28 protein-coding genes are annotated in these 24427 nt (G+C 62.9%); 14 read left to right on the top strand and 14 right to left on the bottom strand.

Annotated features, from left to right (window positions below):
• Nucleotides 1-190: 190 nt before the first annotated feature.
• The 3 genes from dapD (at nucleotide 191) to BBJ66_RS02115 (ending at nucleotide 2927) form a co-directional block, all read left to right on the top strand.
• Nucleotides 191-1051 (top strand): 2,3,4,5-tetrahydropyridine-2,6-dicarboxylate N-succinyltransferase, encoded by an 861-nt coding sequence (gene dapD, locus BBJ66_RS02125; RefSeq protein ID WP_049730667.1) that lies wholly within the window; start codon nucleotides 191-193, stop codon nucleotides 1049-1051.
• 99 nt (nucleotides 1052-1150) lie between these two features.
• Nucleotides 1151-2344 (top strand): succinyl-diaminopimelate desuccinylase, encoded by a 1194-nt coding sequence (gene dapE, locus BBJ66_RS02120; RefSeq protein ID WP_071084641.1) that lies wholly within the window; start codon nucleotides 1151-1153, stop codon nucleotides 2342-2344.
• A complete protein-coding gene (locus BBJ66_RS02115) occupies nucleotides 2331-2927 on the top strand; it encodes a hypothetical protein (protein ID WP_071084639.1) in 597 nt (198 codons plus the stop codon). Before dapE ends, BBJ66_RS02115 begins: the two co-directional genes overlap by 14 nt.
• Before the next feature lie 6 nt (nucleotides 2928-2933).
• Here BBJ66_RS02115 and truA read toward each other — a convergent pair whose 3' ends face one another.
• The 5 genes from truA to def form a co-directional block, all read right to left on the bottom strand.
• Nucleotides 2934-3734 (bottom strand): tRNA pseudouridine(38-40) synthase TruA, encoded by an 801-nt coding sequence (gene truA / locus BBJ66_RS02110; RefSeq protein ID WP_071084637.1) that lies wholly within the window; start codon nucleotides 3732-3734, stop codon nucleotides 2934-2936.
• Nucleotides 3734-4669 carry a methionyl-tRNA formyltransferase gene (gene fmt / locus BBJ66_RS02105; RefSeq protein ID WP_071084636.1) on the bottom strand — a complete coding sequence of 312 codons (936 nt, stop codon included), beginning with the start codon at nucleotides 4667-4669 and terminating at the stop codon, nucleotides 3734-3736. The genes truA and fmt overlap by 1 nt, the downstream gene beginning before the upstream one ends.
• A 20-nt stretch (nucleotides 4670-4689) precedes the next feature.
• Nucleotides 4690-5112, bottom strand: a complete 423-nt coding sequence (locus BBJ66_RS02100; protein ID WP_071084634.1) for a type II toxin-antitoxin system VapC family toxin — start codon at nucleotides 5110-5112, stop codon at nucleotides 4690-4692.
• Nucleotides 5109-5393 (bottom strand): FitA-like ribbon-helix-helix domain-containing protein, encoded by a 285-nt coding sequence (locus tag BBJ66_RS02095; protein WP_071084632.1) that lies wholly within the window; start codon nucleotides 5391-5393, stop codon nucleotides 5109-5111. The genes BBJ66_RS02100 and BBJ66_RS02095 overlap by 4 nt, the downstream gene beginning before the upstream one ends.
• A 65-nt stretch (nucleotides 5394-5458) precedes the next feature.
• Entirely contained in the window at nucleotides 5459-5974 is a 516-nt protein-coding gene (def, locus tag BBJ66_RS02090; RefSeq protein WP_071084973.1) for a peptide deformylase, read from the bottom strand.
• Between the two features lie 234 nt (nucleotides 5975-6208).
• Here def and BBJ66_RS02085 point away from each other — a divergent pair, with 234 nt between their 5' ends.
• Together BBJ66_RS02085 and BBJ66_RS02080 are read left to right on the top strand one after the other, a co-directional pair.
• Nucleotides 6209-7435 (top strand): DNA recombination protein RmuC, encoded by a 1227-nt coding sequence (locus BBJ66_RS02085; RefSeq protein WP_071084630.1) that lies wholly within the window; start codon nucleotides 6209-6211, stop codon nucleotides 7433-7435.
• 81 nt (nucleotides 7436-7516) lie between these two features.
• Nucleotides 7517-8416, top strand: coding sequence for a ribokinase (locus BBJ66_RS02080; RefSeq protein ID WP_071084628.1), 900 nt, complete (start codon nucleotides 7517-7519; stop codon nucleotides 8414-8416).
• A 118-nt stretch (nucleotides 8417-8534) separates the two neighbouring features.
• Here the strand turns inward: BBJ66_RS02080 and ptsN are convergent, their stop codons facing one another.
• From ptsN to lptC, 7 genes are all read right to left on the bottom strand, one after another.
• The gene (ptsN, locus tag BBJ66_RS02075) at nucleotides 8535-8999 is read right to left on the bottom strand and encodes a PTS IIA-like nitrogen regulatory protein PtsN (protein WP_003570770.1); all 465 of its coding nucleotides are present in this window, start codon (nucleotides 8997-8999) and stop codon (nucleotides 8535-8537) included.
• Nucleotides 9000-9069: 70 nt separating this feature from the next.
• Nucleotides 9070-9645 carry a ribosome hibernation-promoting factor, HPF/YfiA family gene (hpf, locus tag BBJ66_RS02070; protein ID WP_003570772.1) on the bottom strand — a complete coding sequence of 192 codons (576 nt, stop codon included), beginning with the start codon at nucleotides 9643-9645 and terminating at the stop codon, nucleotides 9070-9072.
• A 292-nt stretch (nucleotides 9646-9937) separates the two neighbouring features.
• Complete coding sequence (locus BBJ66_RS02065) at nucleotides 9938-10852, bottom strand: DMT family transporter (RefSeq protein ID WP_071084626.1); 915 nt, start codon at nucleotides 10850-10852, stop codon at nucleotides 9938-9940.
• 87 nt (nucleotides 10853-10939) lie between these two features.
• Nucleotides 10940-12502 carry an RNA polymerase factor sigma-54 gene (gene rpoN / locus BBJ66_RS02060; protein WP_071084624.1) on the bottom strand — a complete coding sequence of 521 codons (1563 nt, stop codon included), beginning with the start codon at nucleotides 12500-12502 and terminating at the stop codon, nucleotides 10940-10942.
• Nucleotides 12503-12722: 220 nt separating this feature from the next.
• Complete coding sequence (lptB, locus tag BBJ66_RS02055; RefSeq protein ID WP_003583867.1) at nucleotides 12723-13499, bottom strand: LPS export ABC transporter ATP-binding protein; 777 nt, start codon at nucleotides 13497-13499, stop codon at nucleotides 12723-12725.
• Between the two features lie 40 nt (nucleotides 13500-13539).
• Complete coding sequence (locus tag BBJ66_RS02050) at nucleotides 13540-14175, bottom strand: LptA/OstA family protein (protein WP_071084622.1); 636 nt, start codon at nucleotides 14173-14175, stop codon at nucleotides 13540-13542.
• Nucleotides 14176-14190: 15 nt separating this feature from the next.
• A complete protein-coding gene (gene lptC, locus BBJ66_RS02045; protein ID WP_071084620.1) occupies nucleotides 14191-14856 on the bottom strand; it encodes an LPS export ABC transporter periplasmic protein LptC in 666 nt (221 codons plus the stop codon).
• Nucleotides 14857-15082: 226 nt separating this feature from the next.
• On the opposite strand from lptC, the gene sppA reads away from it, so the two are divergent.
• The 3 genes from sppA (at nucleotide 15083) to BBJ66_RS02030 (ending at nucleotide 16859) form a co-directional block, all read left to right on the top strand.
• Nucleotides 15083-16033 carry a signal peptide peptidase SppA gene (sppA, locus tag BBJ66_RS02040; RefSeq protein WP_049730680.1) on the top strand — a complete coding sequence of 317 codons (951 nt, stop codon included), beginning with the start codon at nucleotides 15083-15085 and terminating at the stop codon, nucleotides 16031-16033.
• Nucleotides 16034-16062: 29 nt separating this feature from the next.
• Nucleotides 16063-16362 (top strand): integration host factor subunit beta, encoded by a 300-nt coding sequence (locus BBJ66_RS02035; protein WP_003544934.1) that lies wholly within the window; start codon nucleotides 16063-16065, stop codon nucleotides 16360-16362.
• A 164-nt stretch (nucleotides 16363-16526) separates the two neighbouring features.
• Nucleotides 16527-16859 carry a LapA family protein gene (locus BBJ66_RS02030; RefSeq protein ID WP_071084618.1) on the top strand — a complete coding sequence of 111 codons (333 nt, stop codon included), beginning with the start codon at nucleotides 16527-16529 and terminating at the stop codon, nucleotides 16857-16859.
• A 35-nt stretch (nucleotides 16860-16894) separates the two neighbouring features.
• Here BBJ66_RS02030 and BBJ66_RS02025 read toward each other — a convergent pair whose 3' ends face one another.
• Together BBJ66_RS02025 and BBJ66_RS02020 are read right to left on the bottom strand one after the other, a co-directional pair.
• A complete protein-coding gene (locus BBJ66_RS02025) occupies nucleotides 16895-17329 on the bottom strand; it encodes a GNAT family N-acetyltransferase (protein ID WP_049730682.1) in 435 nt (144 codons plus the stop codon).
• Between the two features lie 63 nt (nucleotides 17330-17392).
• Nucleotides 17393-17848 carry an SRPBCC family protein gene (locus tag BBJ66_RS02020; RefSeq protein WP_049730683.1) on the bottom strand — a complete coding sequence of 152 codons (456 nt, stop codon included), beginning with the start codon at nucleotides 17846-17848 and terminating at the stop codon, nucleotides 17393-17395.
• 67 nt (nucleotides 17849-17915) lie between these two features.
• On the opposite strand from BBJ66_RS02020, the gene BBJ66_RS02015 reads away from it, so the two are divergent.
• The 6 genes from BBJ66_RS02015 to BBJ66_RS01990 all read left to right on the top strand — a co-directional run bounded on the left by BBJ66_RS02015 (nucleotide 17916) and on the right by BBJ66_RS01990 (nucleotide 24412).
• A complete protein-coding gene (locus tag BBJ66_RS02015) occupies nucleotides 17916-18536 on the top strand; it encodes an NUDIX hydrolase (RefSeq protein WP_049730684.1) in 621 nt (206 codons plus the stop codon).
• A 99-nt stretch (nucleotides 18537-18635) separates the two neighbouring features.
• Nucleotides 18636-19733 carry a class I SAM-dependent methyltransferase gene (locus BBJ66_RS02010; RefSeq protein ID WP_071084616.1) on the top strand — a complete coding sequence of 366 codons (1098 nt, stop codon included), beginning with the start codon at nucleotides 18636-18638 and terminating at the stop codon, nucleotides 19731-19733.
• Nucleotides 19730-20590 (top strand): TrmH family RNA methyltransferase, encoded by an 861-nt coding sequence (locus tag BBJ66_RS02005; protein WP_071084614.1) that lies wholly within the window; start codon nucleotides 19730-19732, stop codon nucleotides 20588-20590. Before BBJ66_RS02010 ends, BBJ66_RS02005 begins: the two co-directional genes overlap by 4 nt.
• The gene (gene lspA, locus BBJ66_RS02000) at nucleotides 20587-21090 is read left to right on the top strand and encodes a signal peptidase II (protein WP_071084612.1); all 504 of its coding nucleotides are present in this window, start codon (nucleotides 20587-20589) and stop codon (nucleotides 21088-21090) included. Before BBJ66_RS02005 ends, lspA begins: the two co-directional genes overlap by 4 nt.
• A 55-nt stretch (nucleotides 21091-21145) precedes the next feature.
• A complete protein-coding gene (locus tag BBJ66_RS01995) occupies nucleotides 21146-23425 on the top strand; it encodes a PAS domain-containing hybrid sensor histidine kinase/response regulator (RefSeq protein ID WP_071084610.1) in 2280 nt (759 codons plus the stop codon).
• A 108-nt stretch (nucleotides 23426-23533) separates the two neighbouring features.
• Complete coding sequence (locus tag BBJ66_RS01990; RefSeq protein ID WP_071084609.1) at nucleotides 23534-24412, top strand: GNAT family N-acetyltransferase; 879 nt, start codon at nucleotides 23534-23536, stop codon at nucleotides 24410-24412.
• Nucleotides 24413-24427: the final 15 nt, after the last annotated feature.

The following is a 24427-nucleotide window of genomic DNA, read 5'->3' as shown; positions in this document are numbered from 1 at the left end:
GAAATGCCTTTCAGTCCTGCCGGTCGTAGTGCCGGATATGTCGCTATAACGCCTTGAAACCAGATTGATCCTGCCCGAAAAATCATTCCATTCTACGGGCGCATGCTGTAGAGCAGGACACAATCCCGCCAACCGCAATTCCGGAGACTGCGCCGTCTCCACGATAAAGATCGAAGTTTAAGGAATTCCCATGAGCGCCACCGACCTCGCATCCCTCGAAAAGACCATCGAAGCCGCCTTCGACAATCGCGACAATGTGAACACGTCGACGAAGGGCGAGGTCCGCGATGCCGTCGAAGCAGCGCTCGACCTGCTCGATGCCGGCAAGGTCCGTGTCGCCACGCGTGGCGCCGATGGCGCATGGACGGTCAATCAGTGGCTGAAAAAGGCCGTGCTCCTGTCCTTCCGCCTCAACGACATGGATGTGGTCAAGGGCGGCTCGGGCAATTCCACCTGGTGGGACAAAGTGCCTTCGAAATTCGAGAACTGGGGCGAGAACCATTTCCGCGCCGCCGGCTTCCGCGCCGTGCCGAACTGCGTCGTGCGCCGCTCGGCCTATATCGCCCCGAACGCCATCCTGATGCCCTCCTTCGTCAATCTCGGCGCCTATGTCGGCGAAGGCACGATGGTCGACACCTGGGCGACGGTCGGCTCCTGCGCGCAGATCGGCAAGCACGTGCATCTGTCCGGCGGCGTCGGCATCGGCGGCGTGCTGGAGCCGATGCAGGCCGGCCCGACGATCATCGAAGACAATTGCTTCATCGGCGCCCGTTCGGAAGTGGTCGAAGGCTGCATCATCCGCGAAGGCTCGGTGCTCGGCATGGGCGTCTTCATCGGCAAGTCGACCAAGATCGTCGATCGCGCCACCGGTGAGGTGAGCTACGGCGAAGTGCCGCCCTATTCCGTCGTCGTCGCCGGCTCGATGCCGTCGGGCAATGCGACGATGGCGAACGGCCAGCCGGCGCCGCATCTCTACTGCGCCGTCATCGTCAAGCGCGTCGATGAAAAGACCCGCTCCAAGACCGGCATCAACGAGCTGCTGCGCGATTGATGACATCGGGAAAATGATCCGGTAAACAGACGGCGTCTTTTACGCGAGGCGCCGCCGCCTTGCCATGTCTTTGCCATTCCCGCCGGATAGTTCGACGCCATGACCGCTACCGATCCCGTCGCCAATCTTCAGACGCTGATTCGCTGCCCCTCCGTGACTCCAGCCGAAGGCGGCGCATTGTCGGCGCTCGACGCCATGCTTGCGCCGCTCGGCTTCACCGTCGACAAGGTGAAAGCGAGCGAAGCGGGCACGCCCGACATCGAAAACCTCTATGCCCGCCTCGGCAGCGACGGCCCGCATCTGATGTTTGCCGGCCATACCGATGTCGTGCCGGTCGGTGACGAGGCTGCCTGGACGCATCCGCCCTTTGCCGCCGAGATATCGAAGGGCGAACTGTTCGGCCGCGGCGCGGTCGATATGAAAGGCGGCATCGCCTGTTTCGTCGCCGCCGTCGCCCGCCATATCGAGAAAAGCGGACCGCCCAAGGGCTCGATCTCCTTCCTGATCACCGGCGACGAGGAAGGCCCGGCGATCAACGGCACGATCAAGCTGTTGCAATGGGCGGCTGAGCGCGGCGAGCGCTGGGATGCCTGCCTGGTCGGCGAGCCCACCAATCCCGACAGGCTGGGCGACATGATCAAGATCGGCCGGCGCGGCTCGCTGTCGGGCAGGATCACCGTGCACGGCGTCCAGGGCCATGCCGCCTATCCGCATCTTGCCGACAATCCGGTGCGCGGCATGCTGCAGCTGACGCAGGCGCTGATGGACCCGCCCTTCGACGGCGGCACCGACGATTTCCAGCCCTCGAATCTCGAGGTGACGACGGTCGATGTCGGCAATCCGGCAACCAACGTCATTCCGGCCAGGGCATCGGCAAGCTTCAACATCCGCTTCAACGACAGCTGGACGGCCGAGACGCTGCGCGCCGAAATCCTGCGCCGTCTGCAAGCCGCCGCCGGGGACGGCCGGCTGCGGCCGGGCCGCGAACCGGTGAAATACGATATCGTCTGGGCCGACCGGCCGAGCCATGTCTTCCTGACCCGCAACAATGGCCTGATCGCCTCGCTGTCATCGGCCGTCGAGAGCGTGACCGGCCGCTCGCCTAAGCTTTCGACCACCGGCGGCACGTCGGATGCGCGTTTCATCAAGGATTATTGCCCGGTCGTCGAGTTCGGCCTCGTCGGCCAGACGATGCACATGGTCGACGAACGCGTCGCCGTTGCCGATCTGGAGATGCTGACGGCGATCTACGAAACCTTCATCGCCCACTGGTTCGCCAATGCCGGGGCTTAGAGAAGTCCAGTATTATCTGGCCGGCCTCTGGCTGCTGATCCGGCTGGATCCGCGCGGCTTCCGCTACCTCGATATGTCCGAGCGCGGCGTCAACCGCTCGTTCTGGGCGATCGCCTGGTGCCTGCCGCCGATGGGCATTTCCTGGCTCTGGTGGCGGCAGGTCTTTCTGCGGTCGATGCCGCCGGAAGCCGATGTCGGCTTTGCCTTCTATCTCAGGCTCGGCCTCGTCGAGCTCGCCAACTGGTTCGTGCCGCTGGTTTTTGCCGGGCTGCTGCTGCTTGCCTTCCGCATGGGCGAGCGTTTCGCGCCGGTCGTCGTCAGCGTCAACTGGCTCGGCGTGCCGCTCTCCTATATCAACGGTCTGCTGCTGGCGATGGTGGTCTTCCTTCCCGGCTCCGTCGGCCTCGTCTCGCTGCTGCTGCTTGCCTTCATGCTGGCGCAGGTCTTCGCGCTGGCGCGCATCCTCAGGATGATCTGCCACGGCCACGCGCTGATGGTCGGGGCGATGACGCTGGTGCTGCTGGTGCCGTCGATGATCCTTTCGGAATATCTGCAGCACTTCCTCGGCATCTATCCGGTCTGATCAAGCCTATGATTGATCGTCGTCGGGATCACTGACCGGCCTGCGCCGATCGACGATCACGTCTGGATAATCCACCTGCAGAAAATAGAGCCCGTCGGGCGGCGCCACCGGCCCGCAGGCCTTGCGGTCGCGCGCTTCGAGCGCCGCCTCGACATCGTCAGGCGTCCATTTGCCTTCGCCGGCGAGCTTCAGCGTGCCGGCGAAGGAACGGATCTGGTTGTGGAGGAAGCTCTGCGCCGTGGCGCGGATTTCGATCAGCTCGCCGTTGCGGGTCACATCCAGCCGGTCGAGCGTGCGCACCGGGCTGTTTGCCTGGCAATGGGCGGCGCGGAAGGTGGAAAAATCGTGCCGGCCGACCAGCCGCTGGGCGGCGGCATGCATGACCTCGTGGTCGAGCACCTTCGGCACCCACCAGGCCTTGCCGGCTTCAAGCGCCAGCGGCGCCCGGCGGCTGACGATACGGTAGAGATAATGGCGGCGCAGCGCCGAAAAGCGGGCATCGAAGAATTCCGGAACCGCTTCGACATCGAGAATGGAGACACGCTCGCCGCCGAGCCTCAGATGTGCGTTCAAGGCATTCTGCAGCTGGTAGGGCGACCAGTCCTTGGCAAGGTCGGCATGGATCACCTGCCCCATGGCGTGGACGCCTGAGTCGGTGCGGCCGGCGCCGCGGACCGAGACGGTCTCGCCGGTCAGCGACAGCACTGCCGCTTCGATCGCGCCCTGCACCGAGGGGCCGTTCTCCTGCCGCTGCCAGCCAACATAGGGGCCGCCGTCATATTCGACGGTCATGCGGAAACGCGGCATCAGGAAAGCCTCGTGCCGGCGGCAAGCGGCGTGCCTCTGAGGAAGTCGGCTGCCGGCAGCGGCTTGCCGCCGGCCTTCTGCAGCTTGGTCAGCCGCACCGCACCCGACGCGCAGGCGACGACGAGGTCGTCGCTCAGCAATTGCCCGGCAGCCCCCTCGCCTTCCGCCAGCGCGGAGCCCAGCACCTTGACCCGCTCCGGCTTGCCGCCGATGACGAGCTCGAACCAGGCGCCCGGAAACGGCGCCAGGCCGCGGATATGGTTGTGCACATCCCTGGCATTCCTTCCGAAATCGATGCGGGTCTCGGCCTTGTCGATCTTGGCGGCATAGAGCACGCCCTCTTCCGGCTGCGGCGTCAGCGGCAGGTCGTTCATTTCCAGCTTCACCATGGCTTCCGCCATCGCCTTGGCGCCGACCTGCATCAGCCGGTCGTGCAGCTCGCCGGCCGTCATGTTCGGGCCGATCTCGACTTCGCGGGCGAGCGCGACGGCGCCGGTATCAAGACCCTTGTCCATCTTCATCACCATCATGCCGGTCTTTTCGTCGCCGGCCATGATCGCCCGCTGGATCGGCGCGGCCCCCCGCCAGCGCGGCAGCAGCGAGGCATGGCCATTGTAGCAGCCGTCGCGGGTCCCGTTCAAAACCGGCTCCGGCAGCAGCAATCCGTAGGCAACGACGACGGCGACGTCGGCATTGAAAGCGGCAAACCGCTCGCGCTCCTGTGGATCCTTAAAATTGACCGGAGTGAAGACCGGAAGACCGAGCAGTTCGGCGGCCTGATGCACCGGCGATTTCTGCAGATCGAGCCCCCGCCGGCCGCCCGGCCGCGGCGGCTGGGTATAGACGGCGACGATCCTGTGGCCGGCATCGACGAGCAGACGCAGGGTCGGAACCGAGAACTCGGGGGTTCCCATGAAGATGATGCGAAGGGACATTCTATCTCGCCAATTGAGGATCAACCCTCTTCAAACGGGTTTACGAGCTTGAGATCAAGCTCCTCGAAATCTCTGGTGTTGCGGGTGGCGAGTGTGGCGCCGTTGGCAAGGCAGATGGCGGCAATCATGGCATCCTGGACCGAAATCGGACGCCCTATGTTTTCACGTTTCGCCCGCAGGCGTCCGGTTGCCATGGCCGCTTCCAAATCCCAGCCAACAATACGATCACGAAATTGGCCTTTCACCAAATTCTCGATGGCGCGAAAGAAGCGATCCGATCCGGTCTTCAAGAGAACCCTTTCAGCGCCGTAAATCTGCTCCATCAACCCGACAGTGCAAAGCCAGATTCTCGAGCTATCCTGCCGCAACATCCAAGCCTTCACCTTTTCATTGGGTAATGACCTGGCAAACTCGGAAACCACATTCGTATCGAGAACGATCATTCGAAGTCCTCAAACGGCCGGCCAAAATCCTTTTTCCGCGCGGCCTCGATTTCCTCCATGATTGCAGCAAATTCGTCGTCTACCGCGTCTTCTCTTTCGAAAGCGGCGCGTATCGCTGCATAGGCCGACACGGCCTCGGGCTTTGCTTCGGTTTTTCTCTGAAGCGCTTCCCGCAAAAGTTCCTTGGCCTCGTCAGAAAGACTGTTTCCACTGCGCTGCGCCGATTCCGCAATGTCTCGCTTCATCGCCTCGGAAATATTCCTGATCAGAAAATCACCCATGCGGCACCTCCGTCATGATATCAGTGATATCATAATGCCTCGCCGGCGAATTTTCAACGCGGCGCTCAGAGCGCCTTCGACTTCGCCGCCTTGGTGAACTTCTTGATCACCATCTCCCGCTTCAGCCGCGAGATATAATCGATGAACAGCACGCCGTTCAGATGGTCGATCTCGTGCTGCAGGCAGGTGGCGAGCAGGCCGTCGGCCTCCGCCGTCTGTTCCTTGCCGTGGCGGTCAAGATATTTGACCGAGACGACAGCCGGGCGCTCGACCTCGGCATAATAATCCGGGATCGACAGGCAGCCTTCCTCATAGACCGAGCGATCGTCGGAGGAGGTGACGATCTCCGGGTTGATGAAGACCTGCGGCTGCTTTTCCTCGCCCTCGCGCGACACGTCGATGACCAGCATACGGCGCGGCACGCCGATCTGGATCGCCGCAAGGCCGATGCCCGGCGCGTCGTACATGGTTTCCAGCATATCGTCGGCAAGACGCTGCAGGTCGGCGTCGACCCGCTCGATCGGCTTGGAGATCTGGCGGAGAAGGGGATCGGGAAGAATGATGAGTGGCTTGATGGTCATGGCGTTCCCATAACCCATCTTTTCCGACTATGGAATTATCCGGCAGGCGGGGAAGACGCTTTTTTGCATCTCCGCCCGGAATTTCGCCATATTCGCCTCAAGCCGCCGGGTGGGCGCGGTGCCCGGAACGACCGCATACGCCGGCAGGAGCCTGGGCGTGCGAGGATATTGGGGGCGCTATATCCGTTCACGTTTTGATCTATATATTGCCGCCTCTTCTGTTATGGTTGCGGCATGACCGCCCATTCCGATTCGTTCACTTTACCGCTTGCCTCGATCAGCCCGGCCATGTTGGCGCTTGCCGGCGGGGTTCTGCTGGCCTTTGTCCTGCTGGTGACCGTGCTGCTGCTGCGCGGCGCAAGCCTTCGCCGCGAACAGGCGGAGGAGGCGAGCTTTCGCGCTGGAGAAAGCGACGCGCGCATGGCCGAGCTTCTGAAGATCCAGGCGGAAATGCAGGGCCGCATCGCGGCAATGACCGAGGTATTCGGGGCGCGGCAGAGCGAGCTCAACCAGGCGATCAGCCAACGCCTCGACGGCATGTCGCAGCGCGTCAACTCGACGATTACCGAGCAGACCAAGTCGACGCATGAGAACCTGCAGCGGTTGCAGGAGCGGCTGGCGGTGATCGATGCGGCGCAGAACAATATCCAGACGCTGGCCAAGGATGTCGTCGGGCTGCAGGCCATTCTTTCCAACAAGCAGACGCGCGGCGCCTTCGGCCAGTCCCGGATGGAAACGATCATCGCCGACGGCCTGCCGATGGGCGCCTATGCCTTCCAGCAGACGCTCACCAACGGTTCGCGGCCGGACTGCACGATCCGCATGCCGAACGGCGCGCCGCCGCTGGTGATCGATGCGAAATTTCCGCTCGAAGCCTGGAACGCGATCCGCGACGCCGGCAGCCCGGAGGCCGGCAAGATCGCCGGCCAGCAGTTCCGCCGCGACATGGAGATCCATATAAGGGACATTTCCGAGAAATATCTGATCCAGGGCGAAACTCAGGATACGGCCTTTCTTTTCGTGCCGTCGGAATCGATCTTCGCCGAGCTCCACGAGAATTTCGAGCCGGTGGTGCAGAAGGCGCACCGGGCGCGTGTCGTCATTGTTTCGCCGTCGCTGCTGATGCTGTCGATCCAGGTCATCCAGGCCGTGCTCAAGGACCAGCGCATGCGGGCTCAGGCGCATCTGATCCAGGGCGAGGTGGCAATCCTGATGGACGATCTCGGCCGCCTCGATGAACGGGTGCGCAAGCTGCAGGGTCATTTCGCCATGGCGCAGAAAGACATCGACATGGTCGTCACCTCGGCCGACAAACTGACCAGGCGCGGCGCCAAGATCGAAGCGCTGGAATTCGAAGCGGGCAGCGGCGAGGCCAAGCCGGCCCGCGATGGCGAACCCGCGGCCAAATCGGTGGAAAGCCGCACCGGTCTTCTCAAGCTGCGGGTGGTTGACGAGGAGTGACCGCTTCGGGCAGTGTCTCGCCCGCATGAAACAGCAGGAGCATGACGTCGCCTGCATGCGCCAGAGGACGGGACATCCCTGATGATTACAGTTTTCGGGTCCATCAACATGGACCTCATCGCCACCACCGAGCGCCTGCCGAAGCCCGGCGAGACGGTGGCCGGCAACGGCTTTGCCACCGCCGCCGGCGGCAAGGGCGCCAACCAGGCGCTGGCCGCGCGGCGCGCCGGTCGCCATGTGCATATGGCCGGCGCCGTCGGCAAGGACAGTTTTGCCGCCGATGCCCTTTCCCTGCTCAATGATGCGGGTACCGATCTTTCCCTCGTCAGGCATGTCGACGGTCCGACGGGCACGGCGCTGATCCTGGTCGGCGGCGACGGCGAAAACATGATCGCCGTCGTTCCCGGCGCCAACGGCCTGGTCACGCCCGACGATGCCGAGGCCGCGATCGGCGGCATGCAGGAAGGCGATATCCTGATGCTGCAGCTCGAAGTGCCGACATCAGCCGTCGAACGCGCGCTGTCGGCCGCCCGCGCCAAGGGCGTCACCAGCATTCTCAACCTTGCTCCCTTGATTCCCGATGCGCCGCGTCTCGGCCGGCTCGCCGATATCGTCATCGCCAACGAGACCGAATTCGAGCGGCTGGCCGGACAGGACGGCATGGACGCGCAAGCGCGCGAGGCGGCCCTGACGCGCCTGCATGCCGAAACCGGCCAGACGCTGATCGTGACGCTCGGCGGCGACGGCGTCGTCGCCATCCGCGACGGAGCGATCGCGCGGGCGCAGGGCCTGAAGATCGAACCCGTCGATACGGTCGGCGCCGGCGACACCTTCTGCGGCTATTTCGCTGCGAGCCTCGACGAGGGTCTGGATTTTGCCTCGGCGCTGCGCCGGGCGGCGGTCGCCGGTTCGCTCGCCTGCCTCAAATCAGGAGCACAGTCTTCGATCCCTTCGGGTGAAGACGTCGCAGCCAGGATATAGCGGGTTGCCTTGCGAAGCCGCCGGCTAGACTCCCGCTGATTCCGGGAGTTGCGGCGGGTTCCGGCCTGACGCGCATCGCATTGTCGCAAGACTGCTGCACAGTTTTGCAGGGCCTGGTTCAGGCGGCGTTGGACGTCTGCTCTTCATTGAGGAAGGCGTAGATCGCCGAAGCGGAATCGGTGGCGCGCAGCTTGGCGACCAGATCGTGGTCGCGCAGCACGCGGGCAATCCGCGACAGGGCCTTGAGGTGATCAGCGCCCGCGCCTTCCGGCGCCAGCAGCAGGAAAACGAGGTCGACAGGCTGGTCGTCCAGGGCCTCGAAATCGACAGGCTGCTCCAGCCGGGCGAAGATGCCGACGATCGAATGAATGTTGACCAGCTTGCCGTGGGGAATGGCGATGCCGTTGCCGACGCCGGTCGAGCCAAGGCGTTCGCGCTGCAGGATGACGTCGAAGATCTCCCGTTCGGAGAGCCCGGTGATCCTGGCGGCTCTTGCGGCCAATTCCTGAAGCAGCTGTTTCTTGGAATTTACTCTGAGGGCGGGAATGATCGCATCCTGATGGAGCAAATCTGCCAATGCCATTTCTTTTTCCTTCTGTCGCCGGGATCAAATGCAAGGAGCGGCGGCAATACCGCCGCTCACTGCCCTGACCTCAGCCTTTGATATTGGCCGAATCGATCCAGCCAATATTTCCGTCGTGCCGACGGTAAACGATGTTCAAATGTTCCTTGCCGGGGCTGCGGAACAGGAGAAGCGGCTCGTCGGTCATGTCGAGTGCCATCACGGCGGTGGCGACCGACATGGTCTTCAGCTGCTTCGTGCTTTCGGCGACGATTGCCGGGGCGAAATCGTCGGGAATTTCATCCTCGTGATCAGGAACAGAGTCCATGACCGTGTAGGAGACTTCTGCAAAACCGTTCAGATGGTTTCCGGCATGATGGTCCTTCAGCTTGCGCTTATAGCGGCGCAGGCGCTTTTCGATGCGCTCCGAAGCGGCGTCAAAAGCAAGCTGGGGATCGGTCGCTTCACCGGCCGCATGCAGCACCACCCCGCTGTCGAGATGAAGCTTGCAATCTGCGGAGAAACGAGAACTCGCCTTTTCCACGGTCACCTGGCCGGAATACCCCCCGTCGAAGTATTTCGTGATGGCCATACCAATTTGGTCCTCGATCTTTTGACGGAACGATTCACCAATTTCCATATGTTTACCGGACACACGCACACTCATGGAGTTTCCCTTCTTATGTCGTTTGCGGGTATCAGTTTACGCCAAGCCTCAGGTTCATCCAAGCACTTCGCGCAATCTCAAGCAAGATCGGCGTCAGCCTGCTGGTCCTTGGTACCCTTCTGATGCTGGGGATAACTCCAGATGCCGTTTGCGGCATCGATTGCGGCGGGCTTCTAGCCAGCCGCTGCCGGAAAGTCAATAGGGCGAAAAACCGCGGTTGCTAATGCGCGCACCGCGTGTGATGCCGCGCCAAGGAATACAGGGGATGCGGCCGACCGCTAGCCAGTGATGCCTAGACTATTCCCGCCCTGCTTGTACTCACCCTTGCCGGGATCGTCATAGCTGCGACACCGAGAATGACGCAAATGAGTCCAATCCAGGCGGTGGAGCTCAGCCTTTCGCCGAGGAAAACGATGCCGATCGCAACGCCGATCGGAACCCTGAGATAGGCTTGCGACGTCGTTCCGACCGAACCCAGCGTCTGGACGAGGCGGAAATAGATCGAAAAGGCAAGCGCCGTCGAAAAGGCGGAAAGAGCCAGCAGCGCCAGAATCGATGCGGCCGATGGATCGAGCGTCCACGGCCGGTCGACGACAAGGCTGACCGGCAACAGAATGACCGCACCTGAGATCAACGAGCCGGCCGCCGGCACGATGGGATCGAGCCCCTTGAAGTTCTTGCTGAAAATCGCCGCACCAGCATAGCAGGCGGTCGCCAGGATGATGGCGAGCTGCGCCGTCAGGCTTTCGCCGAGACCGCCGAGCACCGAGACGCCGATGACCAGGCAGATGCCGGCAAGCCCTGATATGACGCCGAAAAGCTTTCGCGCCGTCACCTGCTCATGGCGGGTTATCAACACGGTCAGCAGGAAGGTGAAGATCGGCGTCGCCGAATTGAGAATCACCGCCAGCCCGGCATCGACGGATTGTTCCGCCCAGGCGATCAGCGTGAAGGGAATGACGCTGTTCAGACAGGCCTGGACGAAAAGCCGCCGCCACGTCTCGCCGTCGGTGGGCAGGCGGATTCGCCGGTAGCGGAGGACGATAAGCAGGATGGCGCCGGCAATCAGCGTGCGGACCGCGATCAACGTCACCGGCGGGATCGTCTCGACACCGATCTTGATGAAAGTATAGGAGGCCCCCCAAAGGGTCGCCAGCGCCAACAGCAGAAAAAGCTCCCTGGCAAGCTTCTGATTTTGCGGCATCATGGTCGGCTTTCCCAGTTCGCTCCAGACGTCAGAGCAATAACGGGATTTGGAGCTGGATGCTTCGATCAAGACCGAAGCATTGCGGTGTCAGAAGCCGGCGACCTTGGCGAGCGCCCGCTTTTCGCGGCGGCGCTGCACCGAGGAGGCGATGTTCATGGCCTCGCGGTATTTGGCAACCGTGCGCCGGGCGAGATCGACGCCGCCCTTCTTCAGCATGTCGACGATATCGTCGTCGGAGAGCACCGCGTCCGGGCTCTCCTGCATGATCAGCGCGCGGATCTTGTGACGCACGGCCTCGGCCGAATGGCTGTCGCCGCCGGCGACGGCGCTGATCGAGACGGTGAAGAAATATTTGAGTTCGAAGAGGCCGCGCGGCGTCAGCATATATTTGTTCGAGGTGACGCGGCTGACGGTGGATTCATGCATCTTGATCGCTTCGGCGACCGTCTTCAGGTTCAGCGGGCGCAGGTGGTCGACGCCGTTCAGCAGGAAGGCGTCCTGCTGGCGGACGATCTCGCTTGCCACCTTCATGATGGTCTTCGCCCGCTGGTCGAGACTGCGTGTCAGCCAGTTGGCGCTCTGCAGGCATTCGGACAGGAAGGCGTGATCCTCGCCATTGCGGGTCACGCGGGAAAAATAGGATTGGTTGACCAGCACGCGCGGCAGCGTTTCCGGATTAAGCTCGACCAGCCAGCCGCCCTCCGAAGAGGGCCTGACGACGACGTCGGGCATGATCGCTTCGGAAACGCCGGTCTCGAAACCGCTGCCGGGTTTGGGATTGAGCTGACGAATTTCGCCGAGCATATCGAGAAGATCTTCCTCGTCGACGCCGCAGAGCCGCTTCAGCGTGGCGAAATCGCGCCGCGCCAGCAGTTCGAGGTTTTCGACGAGCGCCTGCATGGCGGGGTCGTATCGGTCCTTCTGCCTGAGCTGGATCGCCAGGCATTCCGAGAGGCTGCGGGCGAAAACTCCCGGCGGATCGAGCGTCTGCAGGGCGGTAAGCACACGCTCGGCCGCAGTCAGGCTGGTGCCCAGCCGTTCGCCGGTCTCGACGAGATCGACCTGCAGATAACCGGCATCGTCGAGCTGATCGACGAAGTTCTGCGCAATCAGCCGATCGGCCATGTCGGGCAGGATGAAGGGGATCTGCTGGACGAGATGATCGCGCAACGACACCTGGCCGGCGACGAAATCGTCGAGATCGTAATCGGCGCCCTCGCCGCCGCTGCCCGGCATCGATTTCCACTGGCCGACGAGCTCCGGCGCATCGAGGCGCTGCGGCGCGCTGTCATCGGGAAAAACGTTGGTATAGTTGGCGTCGAGTTCGTCGTTCAGCCGGCTGGTGCTGGCGCTGCCGCCATTGTCGTACCAGTCGCTGGAGAGCGCGTCGGTGCGGTTGCCATAACCGTCGTCCGAGCCCGCATCCTCCGGCGGATGACCATAAGGCTCATCTTCGGCTTCGCCGCGTTCGGCCCCTGCCTCGCCGTCATTCGACGGAAATTCGAGCAGCGGGTTCTTCTCCACCTCCTGGGCGATGAACTGGGTGAGCTCGACATGCGTCATCTGCAGCAACTGGATGGATTGCATCAGTTGCGGTGTCATCACCAGGGATTGGTTCTGGCGCAGGAAAAGACTGGCGGACAGTGCCATGACGGACGCGAAACTCCCTCGATTCCTCCGGGAAACCGCGTCCGATCACACTTCAGGCGACGGAAATCCAACTGGCCCAAAAATTGCTTTTTTATCTCATTTGGTCAAGCGGAACTATGTCAGCGCGGTTAATTTCTGCGGTGGCACAGGTGTCGGCGAAAGGTCTGCGCCGTTTCAGGACGACTGAGGCAGCGTCCCCGTCTTTGGCGTCATCAGCCATTCAGAGGCTGAAATTGTCGCCGAGATAAAGCCGGCGCACTTCCGGATTGTTGACGATGTCGTTCGCCCGGCCATGGGTCAGCACTTCACCGGCATGGATGATGTAGGCGCGGTCGATCAGGCCCAGCGTCTCGCGCACATTGTGGTCGGTGATGAGAACGCCGATGCCGCGCGCCGTCAGGTGGTGGACGAGATTCTGGATGTCGGCGACCGAGATCGGATCGACGCCGGCGAAGGGTTCGTCAAGCAGCATGAAGGTCGGGTCGGTCGCAAGCGCCCGGGCGATTTCGAGGCGGCGGCGCTCACCGCCCGACAGGGCGACGGCGGCACTCTTGCGCAGCTTCTGGATATGGAATTCCTCCAGCAGCTCGTTCAGCTTCTGCTCGCGCTCGGCCTTGTCCTTGACATGCACTTCGAGGACGGCGCGGATATTCTCTTCCACCGTCAGGCCGCGGAAGATCGAGGCTTCCTGCGGCAGGTAACCGACGCCGAGACGCGAGCGGCGGTACATCGGCATGGTCGTGACGTCGTTGCCGTCGATCTCGATCGTACCTTCATCCACCGGCACGAGGCCGGTGATCATGTAAAAACAGGTGGTCTTGCCGGCGCCGTTCGGGCCGAGCAGTCCGACGGCCTCGCCACGGCGCACCACCAGCGAGACGCCGTTGACGACGCGACGCGTCGCATAGGTCTTCGTCAGACCGCGGGCGATCAGCGTTCCCTGATAGCGGCTTTTGTCGGCGGCGCCCGCAGCTTGTGGCCCGGGCTGGCCGAACATGGTGGATAGCGATGATAATTTCACGTGGGAGGCCGGCTTCTCAGTTCTGCTTCTGCTGTGCATTCGGCTGCGATTTTGGATCGAGCTGAATCTGGACACGCCCGCCGCAGCTTTCAAGCTCCGCCTGACCGGTTTGCATGTGAACGGTCAATTTGCAGCCGGTAAAGACGTTCGGTCCATCCGACAGAATAACCTTGTTGCCCTGATCCGCCGTGAGGATGAATGTCTGCGAGGCCATATCGAAAGCGCCGTCATCGGCAGTCGCCGTCTGCGTGCCCGATGTCAGCAGGACCTTGTCGGTCACCAGGATCTTGTCGATATCGGCACTGCCCGATGCCAGCGAGGCCGACTGCTGCGGCTGGGCTGCGGGTTGCGCTCCATCAGCGGCGGGCTTTGCCGCCTTGTCCTTGTAATAGACGGTCATCTTGCCGGACTGCATCGTCGTCGTCCCCTGGACGACCTTGACCTTGCCGGTGAACAAGGCAGTGTGCTCCTGATCGTGGATCTCCAGCTTGTCGCTTTCGATCTGGATCGGCTGGTCGTTGGAAAGCTTCATGCCCGACATCGTGGCCGCCTGCTGCGCGCCTGCGCCCGGGGCCATCAGAATAAGGGCCAATGCGCCGGCAATGAATGCCATGCCAGTCTTGCAAGTGGAAAAACGACAATCTTTTGTCATGGATGACCCGGCTGGTTAAGTGCCCTGTTTATGGATGGTGGATGGATCGACATTCATGCGAACATTCCCCTCGAATGTGATCACCCGCCCCTTATCGGTTATCTCCATCGTCTTCGCAACAATGGAGGCATTGTCCTTGGTGATGGTGACGGGGTCGTCGCTGCGCATGTTTCCGCCCTTGATGTCGAGCTGGGCGGACTGGAAATTCGCGTTGAGGCCGCTGCTCAGCACCAGGGTGAAGGGGGCCGTCATATGCAGGTTGTCGGTGGCGCGATTGTAATCGGCCGTCGAGGCGACGACGCGGGCAATCAGCCCGTCATTCATCGGCACGGCGGCCTTGATGGTCTCGAGCGTGATCAGATCGGGATTGCGGATATCCTGCAGCGCCCTTTCGGCAAGCATCGAATAGTTGACGCCGTCGGAATTACGGCCGGCGATCGCCGGCTTTTCCATCACGACCTTGCCGTTCTCGATCTTGGCGCCTTCCATCTTGATGTTCTCGGGCAGATAGATCTTGACCAACGCCACCGCCGTCAGGCCAGCCGCGACGACGAGGGCTGCCACCGGCAGCAAAATCTTCAGCCGCCGCACGCGGGCGGAATGGAACAACGCATCGCCATAGGCGCTCCTGCCGGAGCCCGCATAGGCGGCATTTCCGTTGTTCTTCAGGGTATCGAGCATAGGTCTCGTTCCATGTGCGGTGACGGCAGCGCCTCGCAACAAAGCCGGCCGCCAATCACAGTTCGTTTCGCATTATTACATTGGCTTGCCAATATGGAATTTTTTCTGCAACAAGCAACAAAACGGAAAAACATCAAAAAGTGGCATTCGTACGCGCCGCTGCCACCTATTTCACCGGATCCATCGGCGGGCATGCCGAAGCCGGGGCCAGCGCTGGAGGTATCTCATGGACAGTTCGATGATCGCGGATCGCCGGCGGCTGCGCCGCAAGCTCTGGTTCTGGCGCCTCGCGGCGGTGGCCCTTGTCGTGGCGCTTGGTTTCGCCTTCTACAGCTTCGTCGTCGGCGATAGCAAGATGGGCCGCCCGCATATCGCCCATGTGACGATATCGGGGCTGATCGTCGACGACGACGAGCTTCTGGAGCGGCTGAAGAAGGTCGAGACCAACGACCAGGTGAAGGCCGCGGTGATTTCGATCTCCTCACCCGGCGGCACGACCTATGGCGGCGAAAAAATCTTCAAGGCGATCCGTGCGATTTCGGCCAAAAAGCCCGTCGTCTCCGACGTGCGCACGCTTGCCGCCTCCGCCGGCTACATGATCGCCACCGCCGGCGATACGATCATTGCCGGCGACAGCTCGATCACCGGCTCGATCGGCGTCATCTTCCAGTATCCGCAGATCCAGCCGCTGCTCGACAAGATCGGCGTCTCGCTGCAGGAGATCAAATCCTCGCCGCTGAAGGCCGAGCCCTCGCCCTTCCACGAGGCGAGCGAGGAGGCCAAGGCAATGATCCGCAACATGGTGGTCGACAGCTATAACTGGTTTGTCGATCTGGTCGCCGACCGGCGCAAGCTGCCGCGCGACGAGGTGCTGAAGCTCGCCGACGGCACCATTTATACCGGCCGCCAGGCGCTCAAGGTGAAACTTATCGATACGATCGGCGGCGAGCCGGAAATCCGGGCCTATCTCAAGTCGCGCGGCGTCGACGCCGACCTGCCGATGGTGGACTGGGACAAGAAGAGCAACACGCCGTTTCTGCTCGCTGGGGCTGTTTCGCGGTTGATTACGATCTTCGGTTATGATGATCTCATGAAAGGCCAGGATATCAATGGAATCCTGCCCCCAAAGTTGCTTCTTGACGGGCTGCTTTCAGTTTGGCAGGTTGGCCACGATTGATAAGAAATCAATAATTTAAGGGGGCGACTGTGATCAAGTCCGAATTGGTGCAGATTGTTGCGGCACGCAACCCGCATCTCTATCATCGCGACGTCGAGAATATCGTCAACGCGGTTCTCGACGAGATCACGGATGCACTGGCTGCGGGCAACCGTGTCGAATTGCGCGGCTTTGGCGCGTTTTCGGTCAAGAACCGCCCGTCCCGCTCCGGCCGCAATCCGCGCACCGGCGATACCGTCTTCGTCGAGGAGAAGTGGGTTCCCTTCTTCAAGACCGGCAAGGAGCTGCGCGAGCGGCTCAATCCCGGCCAGGCCGACGAAGAGGATTGAGCGGCGCAAGCCGCCTGCGGCGAATCCGCACTTGAACTCGTAGGCCAGTTTTCTATTCTGCTCATGCATCGGCCCCGAAAATCGGAAGCGATTTTCGGGGCCGATGCGCAGATACAACGCGCCGCGCGAAGAGAGCGGCACCATCCGACGCATGGAGAGCTTAGATGGCCAAGAAGATCGTCAACCTGTTGATTCTGCTGCCGCTCGGCGTCGTCCTCATTGTCTTCTGCGTCGCCAACCGGCAAAGCGTCACGCTCGCCTTCAATCCGTTCCGGCCGGAGGATCAGGTACTTGCGCTTTCCGCACCCTTCTTCGTCTTCCTGGTCGTTGCCCTGATCGCAGGCATGCTGATCGGCTCGGCCGCCACTTGGTTCAGCCAGGGCAAACACCGCAAGCGCGCCCGCACCGAAGCCAAGGAAGCCATCCGCTGGCAGGGTGAGGCCGACCGCCACAAGAGCCGCGCCGAGGAAATCGCCGGGCGGCTTCCGGCACGGTAAAACCGGCTCGGATTCGACGACGGTCCGGCGCTCGATCAAACCGGAAAAAAGCTCAGCTCCTCATAATCGCCCTCCGGCGACGTGCCGTTGCCGGTCACGCGGAAACCGTGGGAAAGGTAGAACGCCTTCGCCCGCCGGTTCTTCACCAGGCACTTCAGCCGGTAGCGGTGTTGCGGCCATTCGGGCAGCGCCTGCAGAAGCGCCGTACCGGCGCCAAAGCCCTGGAAGTCCCGGCTGATATAGAGCATGTGGATGAAATCATCGGCCGGCCAGAGCGCCAGGAATCCGGCTACTCCACCGTTTTCATGCTCGCAGACGAAGACCGTCTCGCCATTGGTATGAGCGGCGAAATCCTCGCGGTGGAACTTGCCGGGGTCGACCCAGACGAATGTTTCGCGGCGCACGGAAAGATAAATCTCCGCGAGTATTTCCTGGTCTTCCGCCCGCGGCGGCCTGATTGTCCACGTCATGACGTCGATTTAACCCATGCCCCACCCCGCGCCAAGCCCAAAGCACGTGGTGCCGGGCCGGGATCAGCCGGCCGCCATCTTCGCGACGACGGCGGCATTGAAATCCGAAAAGAACCCTTCGGCGAGCCTCTGCGAGGTCGAATCGAGCAGGCGTGCGCCGAGTTGGGCAAGCCTGCCGCCGAGTTCGGCTTTGGCCCGATAATGCAGGATGGTCTCGGCGCCGTTTTGCTCGAGCACGATGTCGGCGCTGCCCTTGGCAAAGCCGGCAAGACCACCCTTGCCTTCGGCCGACAGCGTGTAGCTTTTCGGCGCATCGACATTGGAAAGCGTCAACAGCCCATGGAAGGTCGCCGACAGCAGGCTGAACTTGACCTTGATCGTCGCCTCGAACATGTCAGGCGACAGCCGCTCGATGCTCTGGCAGCCCGGAATGCAGCCGCGCATGATCTCGGGATCGTTGAGCGCTGCCCAGACGACATCCCGCGGCGCGGCGATGCGTTCTTCGCCGGTGAAATCCATTCGACAGCCCCATCTCCGATTCGTTCATCTTATCCCAGCGGGAAAGGCTTTTGCCAGTTAGAGAGGAATGTTATCCCGCTCGTTGCGGAGCAAGGAACAGGCGATGAGTGACGAATTGAAGCCCTGGAGCGTGACGGCAAGCCGCATCACCTATGAGGACCGCTGGATCCGGCTGCGAAGCGACGATTGCGTCACCGCCGACGGAATTGTCGTCGCGCCCTTCCATGTGCTCGACTATCCCGACTGGATCAACGTCGTGCCGGTGATGCCCGACGGGCGCGTGCTGCTGACGCGGGAATACCGGCACGGCCGCGGCGAGATCATCCACGGTCTCGTCGCCGGCGGCATCGAGCGCGGCGACAGCGGGAGCGGCGATGCGGCGATGACAGCAGCCCGGCGCGAACTCCACGAGGAGACCGGCTATGAAGCCTCGACCTTCGTCAAGCTGCTGACCTCCTATCCGAATGCCGCCAGCCACAGCAACGCGGTGACGAGCTGGCTGGCGCTCGGCCTCAGCCGGGCCGGCGAACCGCGTTTCGACCCCGGCGAGAAGATCGAGCTGCTGTTTGCGGATCTTGCCGCCATCCTTGGCGACCTGCAGTCCGGCGCGGTCGTCATGCAGTCGATGCATGTCGCGGCCCTTTATGCGGCAGAAAGCTGGCTTCGCCGGCGGACATCCGAGGCTTGAAATACATACCGCGCCGGCGCGCAGTTGATCCGGCACGCTTTTCTGGGCTACTGCATAAATCAAAGGGCGCTGTGCCCGACAGAGACGCGGAAGAGCACGTTGAAACAGAAAGAACGCCGGCCGGGCCAGAAGAAGACATCAGGTCCTTCCGGTGAAAGCCGCAGGGACGATCGCGCCGGCCGGCCGCCAAAGCCGGCCGCACGGCCCGCGGCAGCCCGTGAGGCGGTGCGCGAGGCTGTCGGGCCCACCGCCGCCGAACGGCCGCTGACGACGCGCAGCGGCGAGCGTCCGACCGAGCGCGTGCCCGTGATCCTCGAATCGCTCGGGGCCGGCGACTTCCACCTGATCGACAGCGGCAACGGCGAAAAGCTGGAACAATACGGGCCTTACCGCATCATCCGTCCCGAGGCCCAAGCGCTGTGGCGGCCTTCGCTGCCGGCCCATGTCTGGGAAAAGGTCGATGCCGTCTTCACCGGCGACACCGACGAGGAAGGCAGCGGCCGCTGGCGCTTCCCGAAGGCGGCGCTCGGCGAGACCTGGCCGCTGAACCTGCTCGGCGTCGATTTCCACGGCCGTTTCACCTCCTTCCGTCATGTCGGCGTCTTCCCGGAGCAGATCGTGCACTGGAGCTGGATGAAGGAGCAGGTCGAAAAGGCCGGCCGGCCGCTGAAGGTGCTGAACCTTTTCGGCTATACCGGCGTCGCCTCGCTGGTTGCCGCCGCGGCCGGCGCCGAAGTCACCCATGTCGACGCCTCGAAGAAGGCGATCGGCTGGGCGCGGGAAAACCAGGCGCTCGGGCGCATGGAGAAACTGCCGATCCGCTGGATCTGCGAGGATGCGATGAAATTCATCCTGCGCGAGGAACGCCGCGGCAGCCAGTACGACATCATCCTCACCGATCCACCGAAATTCGGCCGCGGCCCGAACGGCGAGGTCTGGCACCTCTTCGAGCATCTGCCCTTGATGCTCGATGTCTGCCGCGAGATCCTGTCGCCGAAGGCGGTGGGCCTGGTGCTGACGGCCTATTCGATCCGCGCCAGCTTCTATTCGATCCACGAGCTGATGCGCGAGACGATGCGGGGCGCCGGCGGCGCGGTCGAATCCGGCGAGCTGGTCATCCGCGAAGCCGGCCTCGACGGCAAGACGCAGGGCCGGGCGCTTTCCACTTCCCTCTTTTCCCGCTGGGTGCCGAAATGAGCAAGGACTTCCACGATCAGGGACCGCGCAGGGTCGGACAGGTGAAGGAAGTCACCTCGCTTGCCAATCCCATCATCAAAGACATCAAGGCGCTGACGAACAAGAAGTCGCGCGAGGAGAGCGGGACTTTCCTGGCCGAGGGACTGAAGCTCGTCATCGATGCGATCGAACTCGGCTGGACGATCCGCACGCTGGTCTATGCCAAGGCCGCCAAGGGCAAGCCGCTGGTCGAGCAGATGGCGGCAAGGACCGTCGCTTCCGGCGGGCTGGTGCTCGAAGTCAGCGAAAAGGTGATCGCCTCGATCACCCGCCGCGACAATCCGCAGATGGTCGTCGGCATTTTCGAACAGCGCTGGAAGCCGCTCAAGGACATCCGGCCCAGAGAGGGCGAGACCTGGGTGGCGCTCGATCGGGTGCGCGATCCCGGCAATCTCGGCACCATCATCCGCACAGCGGATGCGGCCGGCGCGTCCGGCATCATTCTGATCGGAGAGACGACCGATCCCTTCTCGCTCGAAACGGTGCGGGCCACCATGGGCTCGGTCTTTGCCGTTCCGGTCGCACGGGCGACGCCGGAGGAATTCATCGCCTGGCGGAAATCGGCCGGCGTTTGCGTGGTCGCGACGCATCTTGCCGGCGCGGTCGATTACCGCACCATCGACTACCGGAAGAAGCCCGTCGTGCTCTTGATGGGCAACGAGCAATCCGGCCTGCCGGACCAACTGGCCGGGCAAGCCGACGCGCTTGCCCGCATTCCGCAGCAGGGCCGCGCCGATTCTTTGAACCTTGCCGTCGCCACCGCCGTCATGCTTTTCGAGGCGCGCCGCCATCTCCTCTCACTTGCCGAGGGCAAATGACCGAACAGACTTTTGCCCGCCCCGCACTGTTTTCGAGGCCGGCGCCGATCCTCTTCTTCATCGTCGTCGCCGTGCTCATCGATCAGGTCGTCAAGATCGCTGTCGATCATTACCTGCCGCTGCAGGAGGCCGTGCCGGTTATTCCGATGCTGGCGCTCTACCGCACCTACAATCTCGGCGTCGCCTTTTCGATGCTGGAGGGCATGGATGGCTGGTTCATCGTCGGCATGCGGCTCGTCATCGTCGCCTTCGTCATCTGGCTGTGGTACCGCACGGCGAAGGACCGCTGGCTCGCCCATCTCGGTTATGCGCTGATCATCGCCGGCGCGATCGGCAATCTCGTCGATCGCTTCGCCTATGGCCATGTGATCGATTACATTCTTTTCCACACCGAAAGCTGGTCCTTCGCGGTCTTCAATCTCGCCGACAGTTTCATCACTATCGGCGCGGCCTGCGTCATTCTCGACGAGCTGATGCTGCCGAAAACGGCCGGCCACTAAAATCTTATCGAATTCCTGAAGGCATTCGGAAGAGGCCTCATGTTAGCCAGATAGCATGCACAATCTGGGACAGTTGCAGGAAAGATTGTCCGCCGCCTTCGGCGGACCCGCCGCCAAGCCGCATGAAGAGCGGATGGCGGGGTCCTTCTCGCGGCCGGTCGCATCGGCGCTTGAGGCAGCCGATGACGGCAAGATCGGGCCTGCAACAACACGCCGCCTGCTGGTCTACTGGCTTGGCGGCGCCGGCCTGCTTGCCGCGATGATCCTGACGCTGCTTGCCCATGCCGGCGATGCTCTGCTGCTTTCGGGCGGTCTTGTCGTTCTCGGCCTTGCCGTCATCGCCAGCTATGCCGTCCTGATGGTGCGGCGGCGCAAGCCCCCGCGCGGCGGCAAATCCCTGCCGGATTGGAACGATGGCGCCAAGCTGTTCGCCGACGTGCACGACGTGCTCGGCGACATCACCGTCAGCCGCAGCATGGACCGGCGCATCATTTCCGCCAACGACACGTTTCGCCGCCTGACCGGGCGGCTGCGTCCGGAGGGGCGGAGCTGCGAGGAGATCGGGCTTGCCTTCCGCCCCGGCCCGATCCCGCACTGCTTCGACGTCGAGATCTCGACGCCGGACGGCCAGCGCATCTTTCTCTGGCGCGACGTCGTCACTCGTGACCCGGCAAACGGCCGCCTGCTGCTGCAGAGCGTGGCGCGTGATGTGACCGACGAGCGGCTGATCGCACAGGGCCGCGAAGAGGCCCGCCAGAAGGCGGAATATAACAGCGCCGCCAAATCGCGGCTGCTTGCCACCGTCAGCCACGAGGTGCGCACGCCGCTTTCCGGCCTGCTCGGCATGACGCATCTGCTCGCCGAGACGCGGCTGACGCAGGAGCAGCAGGACTATCTCGCCAATATCCGCCAGTCCGGCCACGCGCTGACGCAGCTTGTCGAAGATCTGCTCGATTTCTCCACCATCGAGGTCGGCCGCTTCGCGCTGCACCCGCGCTCGGAATCGCTGCGCAAGCTGCTCGAAAGCGTCGTCGAGATGCTCGCCCACCGGGCGCATGAAAAAGGCATTGAGATCGGCGCCACGGTGTCTTCAGACGTGCCGGAGAATATGAGCTTCGACCCGGCGCGGCTGCGCCAGGTTCTGTTCAACGTCATCGGCAATGCCGTGAAGTTCACCCAGGCCGGCGGCGTCTTCATTCGCGTGTCGCTCGACGCAGACGACCTGTCGATCACCGTCACCGATAGCGGTCCCGGCATGACGGCGGAGGAACAGGCGCGGGTCTTCGGCGAGTTCGAGCAGGGCGGGACCGTCGCCGACAAGAGCAGCGGCACCGGGCTCGGCCTTGCCATCTCCGCCCGCATCATGCGCGAATTCAACGGCGCGCTGACGGTTGCCAGCGAAAAGGGCAGAGGCAGCGAATTCACCATCCGCTTCCCGGTCGATATCGGCAGCGAGCGCCCCGACAGGCGCAATACGCTGCTTGCCGGCAACAGCGTCGTGCTCCTGGCGCCGGCGGGTGCGGCGCGCACCGCCGTCGCCGAGACGATTACCGCGCTCGGCGGCCTCTGCCATCTCGTCGCCGACGGCGAGAGCGCGCGGGCAACGCTGCTTGGCTTGGCAAACAGCGGAAAGCGGCCGACCGATATCATCATCGACCATCGCATGTCGGCCGAATTTTCCGCCCATCTTGCCGATCGCGCCGAAATCGCCGCCCTTGGCCTGCGCAAGGTCCTGCTCGTCAATCCGGAAGAGCGCAGCGCCCATCCGCTCGACCTCTTCGATGCCTGGCTCATCCGGCCGCTGCGCGAACAATCGCTGATCGACGTGCTGCGCGGGCGCATGCGCGGCATGGAGAAGCGCGACGCGCTGAACGACAACCAGCCGGGCTTCGGCCTTTCGACGGCCGAGACGATGGTGGCCGCCAGCGGGCTCAACATCCTGCTTGGCGAGGACGATCCGATCAATGCCATGCTGGTGCGCGTCGTGCTGGAGAAGGGCGGGCATAAGGTGCGCCATGTCGAGGATTTCGAGGCGCTGCTCGATTGCGCCCTTTGCGAGGCGAATGCCCGGCCCGATATCATCATCAGCGACCTGTCGATGCCCGGCGGCAACGGCATCGATATGCTCGGACGCCTGCGCGGTCACGAAAGGCGGCTCGATCTCGCCCCGGTGCCGGTGATCGTGCTCACCGCCGACAAGAGCGACGAATCGCGACGCCAGGTCTTGCTGAATGGCGCCAACCGGGTCATGGTCAAGCCGGTCGACCCGGTGCGGCTGCTGACCGAAGTTCAGGCGGTCGCCGCACTTTCCGCCCGCCGGGCAGAGGCGCGGTAACGTGCCGCGGGGCCGGCATGCGCCTTGCGCCGGGAAATCCAATATGTCACTTTCCTGTCGCAGAGAAGTGTTTTATGGCGTCGATAAGCCGGCAACGGGAGAATCGCCATGTCCGCCATCGACATCCTGAATCGTGACACCACTGCCGAGGCTGCACCGCCTTCGACGGCGGCTGCGCAGAAGGACGGCGATATCCTCGGCCGCATCGGCAATCTGGAAACCCGCCTTGCCCGCACGGCGCGCGAGATCGATGCCGCCCAGGCGGTGCGCTACCGCGTCTTCGTCGACGAAATGAAGGCGCAACTGCCGCAGGATGCCATGCGCCGCCAGCGCGATGTCGACGCCTATGACGCTGTCTGCGACCATCTTCTCGTTCTCGACCGCACGATCGAGGGTGACCCGGAAGACCAGATCGTCGGCACCTACCGGCTGCTGCGCCAGGATGTCGCCATGGCCAATGGCGGTTTTTACTCGGCTTCCGAATTCGAGATCGACGGCCTCCTTGCCAAACATCCGGACAAGCGCTTCATGGAGCTTGGCCGTTCCTGCGTGCTGCCGGAATACCGCACCAAGCGCACCGTCGAGCTTCTCTGGCAGGGCAACTGGGCCTATGCGCTGAAGCACGGCGTCAGCGCCATGTTCGGCTGCGCCTCTTTCCCCGGCGTCTATCTGGAGAGCCATGCGCTGGCGCTGTCCTTCCTCTACCACAATGTGCTGGCGAAGAACGAATGGGCCGTCGACGCATTGCCGCATCTCGCCCGCAACATGGACCTGATGCCGGTCGAGGCCGTCAACCCGAAGCGGGCGCTGATGGCGCTGCCGCCGCTGATCAAGGGTTATATGCGCCTCGGCGCGATGGTCGGCTCCAGCGCCGTCATCGATCATGCCTTCAACACGACCGACGTGCTGATCGTGCTGCCGATCTCCAGCATTTCCGACCGCTACTTGAATTATTATGGCGCCGACGCCGGCCGCTTCTCGAGCTAGAGCCGTCTGCTTGTG

It is taken from the genome of Rhizobium sp. RSm-3, from assembly GCF_001854685.1.
In the GTDB taxonomy this organism is placed as follows: domain Bacteria; phylum Pseudomonadota; class Alphaproteobacteria; order Rhizobiales; family Rhizobiaceae; genus Rhizobium; species Rhizobium ecuadorense.
The sequence above is the reverse complement of the archived record's forward strand: the minus strand, read 5'-3'. Positions and strand labels throughout refer to the sequence as shown.

Excerpts from the sequence above, each read along its gene's own strand:
- dapD (WP_049730667.1), top strand. The coding sequence starts at position 191 with ATGAGCGCCACCGACCTCGCATCCCTCGAAAAGACCATCGAAGCCGCC.
- dapE (WP_071084641.1), top strand. The coding sequence starts at position 1,151 with ATGACCGCTACCGATCCCGTCGCCAATCTTCAGACGCTGATTCGCTGC.
- BBJ66_RS02115 (WP_071084639.1), top strand. The coding sequence starts at position 2,331 with ATGCCGGGGCTTAGAGAAGTCCAGTATTATCTGGCCGGCCTCTGGCTG.
- truA (WP_071084637.1), bottom strand. The coding sequence starts at position 3,734 with ATGCCGCGTTTCCGCATGACCGTCGAATATGACGGCGGCCCCTATGTT.
- fmt (WP_071084636.1), bottom strand. The coding sequence starts at position 4,669 with ATGTCCCTTCGCATCATCTTCATGGGAACCCCCGAGTTCTCGGTTCCG.
- BBJ66_RS02100 (WP_071084634.1), bottom strand. The coding sequence starts at position 5,112 with ATGATCGTTCTCGATACGAATGTGGTTTCCGAGTTTGCCAGGTCATTA.
- BBJ66_RS02095 (WP_071084632.1), bottom strand. The coding sequence starts at position 5,393 with ATGGGTGATTTTCTGATCAGGAATATTTCCGAGGCGATGAAGCGAGAC.
- def (WP_071084973.1), bottom strand. The coding sequence starts at position 5,974 with ATGACCATCAAGCCACTCATCATTCTTCCCGATCCCCTTCTCCGCCAG.
- BBJ66_RS02085 (WP_071084630.1), top strand. The coding sequence starts at position 6,209 with ATGACCGCCCATTCCGATTCGTTCACTTTACCGCTTGCCTCGATCAGC.
- BBJ66_RS02080 (WP_071084628.1), top strand. The coding sequence starts at position 7,517 with ATGATTACAGTTTTCGGGTCCATCAACATGGACCTCATCGCCACCACC.
- ptsN (WP_003570770.1), bottom strand. The coding sequence starts at position 8,999 with ATGGCATTGGCAGATTTGCTCCATCAGGATGCGATCATTCCCGCCCTC.
- hpf (WP_003570772.1), bottom strand. The coding sequence starts at position 9,645 with ATGAGTGTGCGTGTGTCCGGTAAACATATGGAAATTGGTGAATCGTTC.
- BBJ66_RS02065 (WP_071084626.1), bottom strand. The coding sequence starts at position 10,852 with ATGATGCCGCAAAATCAGAAGCTTGCCAGGGAGCTTTTTCTGCTGTTG.
- rpoN (WP_071084624.1), bottom strand. The coding sequence starts at position 12,502 with ATGGCACTGTCCGCCAGTCTTTTCCTGCGCCAGAACCAATCCCTGGTG.
- lptB (WP_003583867.1), bottom strand. The coding sequence starts at position 13,499 with ATGTTCGGCCAGCCCGGGCCACAAGCTGCGGGCGCCGCCGACAAAAGC.
- BBJ66_RS02050 (WP_071084622.1), bottom strand. The coding sequence starts at position 14,175 with ATGACAAAAGATTGTCGTTTTTCCACTTGCAAGACTGGCATGGCATTC.
- lptC (WP_071084620.1), bottom strand. The coding sequence starts at position 14,856 with ATGCTCGATACCCTGAAGAACAACGGAAATGCCGCCTATGCGGGCTCC.
- sppA (WP_049730680.1), top strand. The coding sequence starts at position 15,083 with ATGGACAGTTCGATGATCGCGGATCGCCGGCGGCTGCGCCGCAAGCTC.
- BBJ66_RS02030 (WP_071084618.1), top strand. The coding sequence starts at position 16,527 with ATGGCCAAGAAGATCGTCAACCTGTTGATTCTGCTGCCGCTCGGCGTC.
- BBJ66_RS02025 (WP_049730682.1), bottom strand. The coding sequence starts at position 17,329 with ATGACGTGGACAATCAGGCCGCCGCGGGCGGAAGACCAGGAAATACTC.
- BBJ66_RS02020 (WP_049730683.1), bottom strand. The coding sequence starts at position 17,848 with ATGGATTTCACCGGCGAAGAACGCATCGCCGCGCCGCGGGATGTCGTC.
- BBJ66_RS02015 (WP_049730684.1), top strand. The coding sequence starts at position 17,916 with ATGTTATCCCGCTCGTTGCGGAGCAAGGAACAGGCGATGAGTGACGAA.
- BBJ66_RS02005 (WP_071084614.1), top strand. The coding sequence starts at position 19,730 with ATGAGCAAGGACTTCCACGATCAGGGACCGCGCAGGGTCGGACAGGTG.
- lspA (WP_071084612.1), top strand. The coding sequence starts at position 20,587 with ATGACCGAACAGACTTTTGCCCGCCCCGCACTGTTTTCGAGGCCGGCG.
- BBJ66_RS01995 (WP_071084610.1), top strand. The coding sequence starts at position 21,146 with ATGCACAATCTGGGACAGTTGCAGGAAAGATTGTCCGCCGCCTTCGGC.
- BBJ66_RS01990 (WP_071084609.1), top strand. The coding sequence starts at position 23,534 with ATGTCCGCCATCGACATCCTGAATCGTGACACCACTGCCGAGGCTGCA.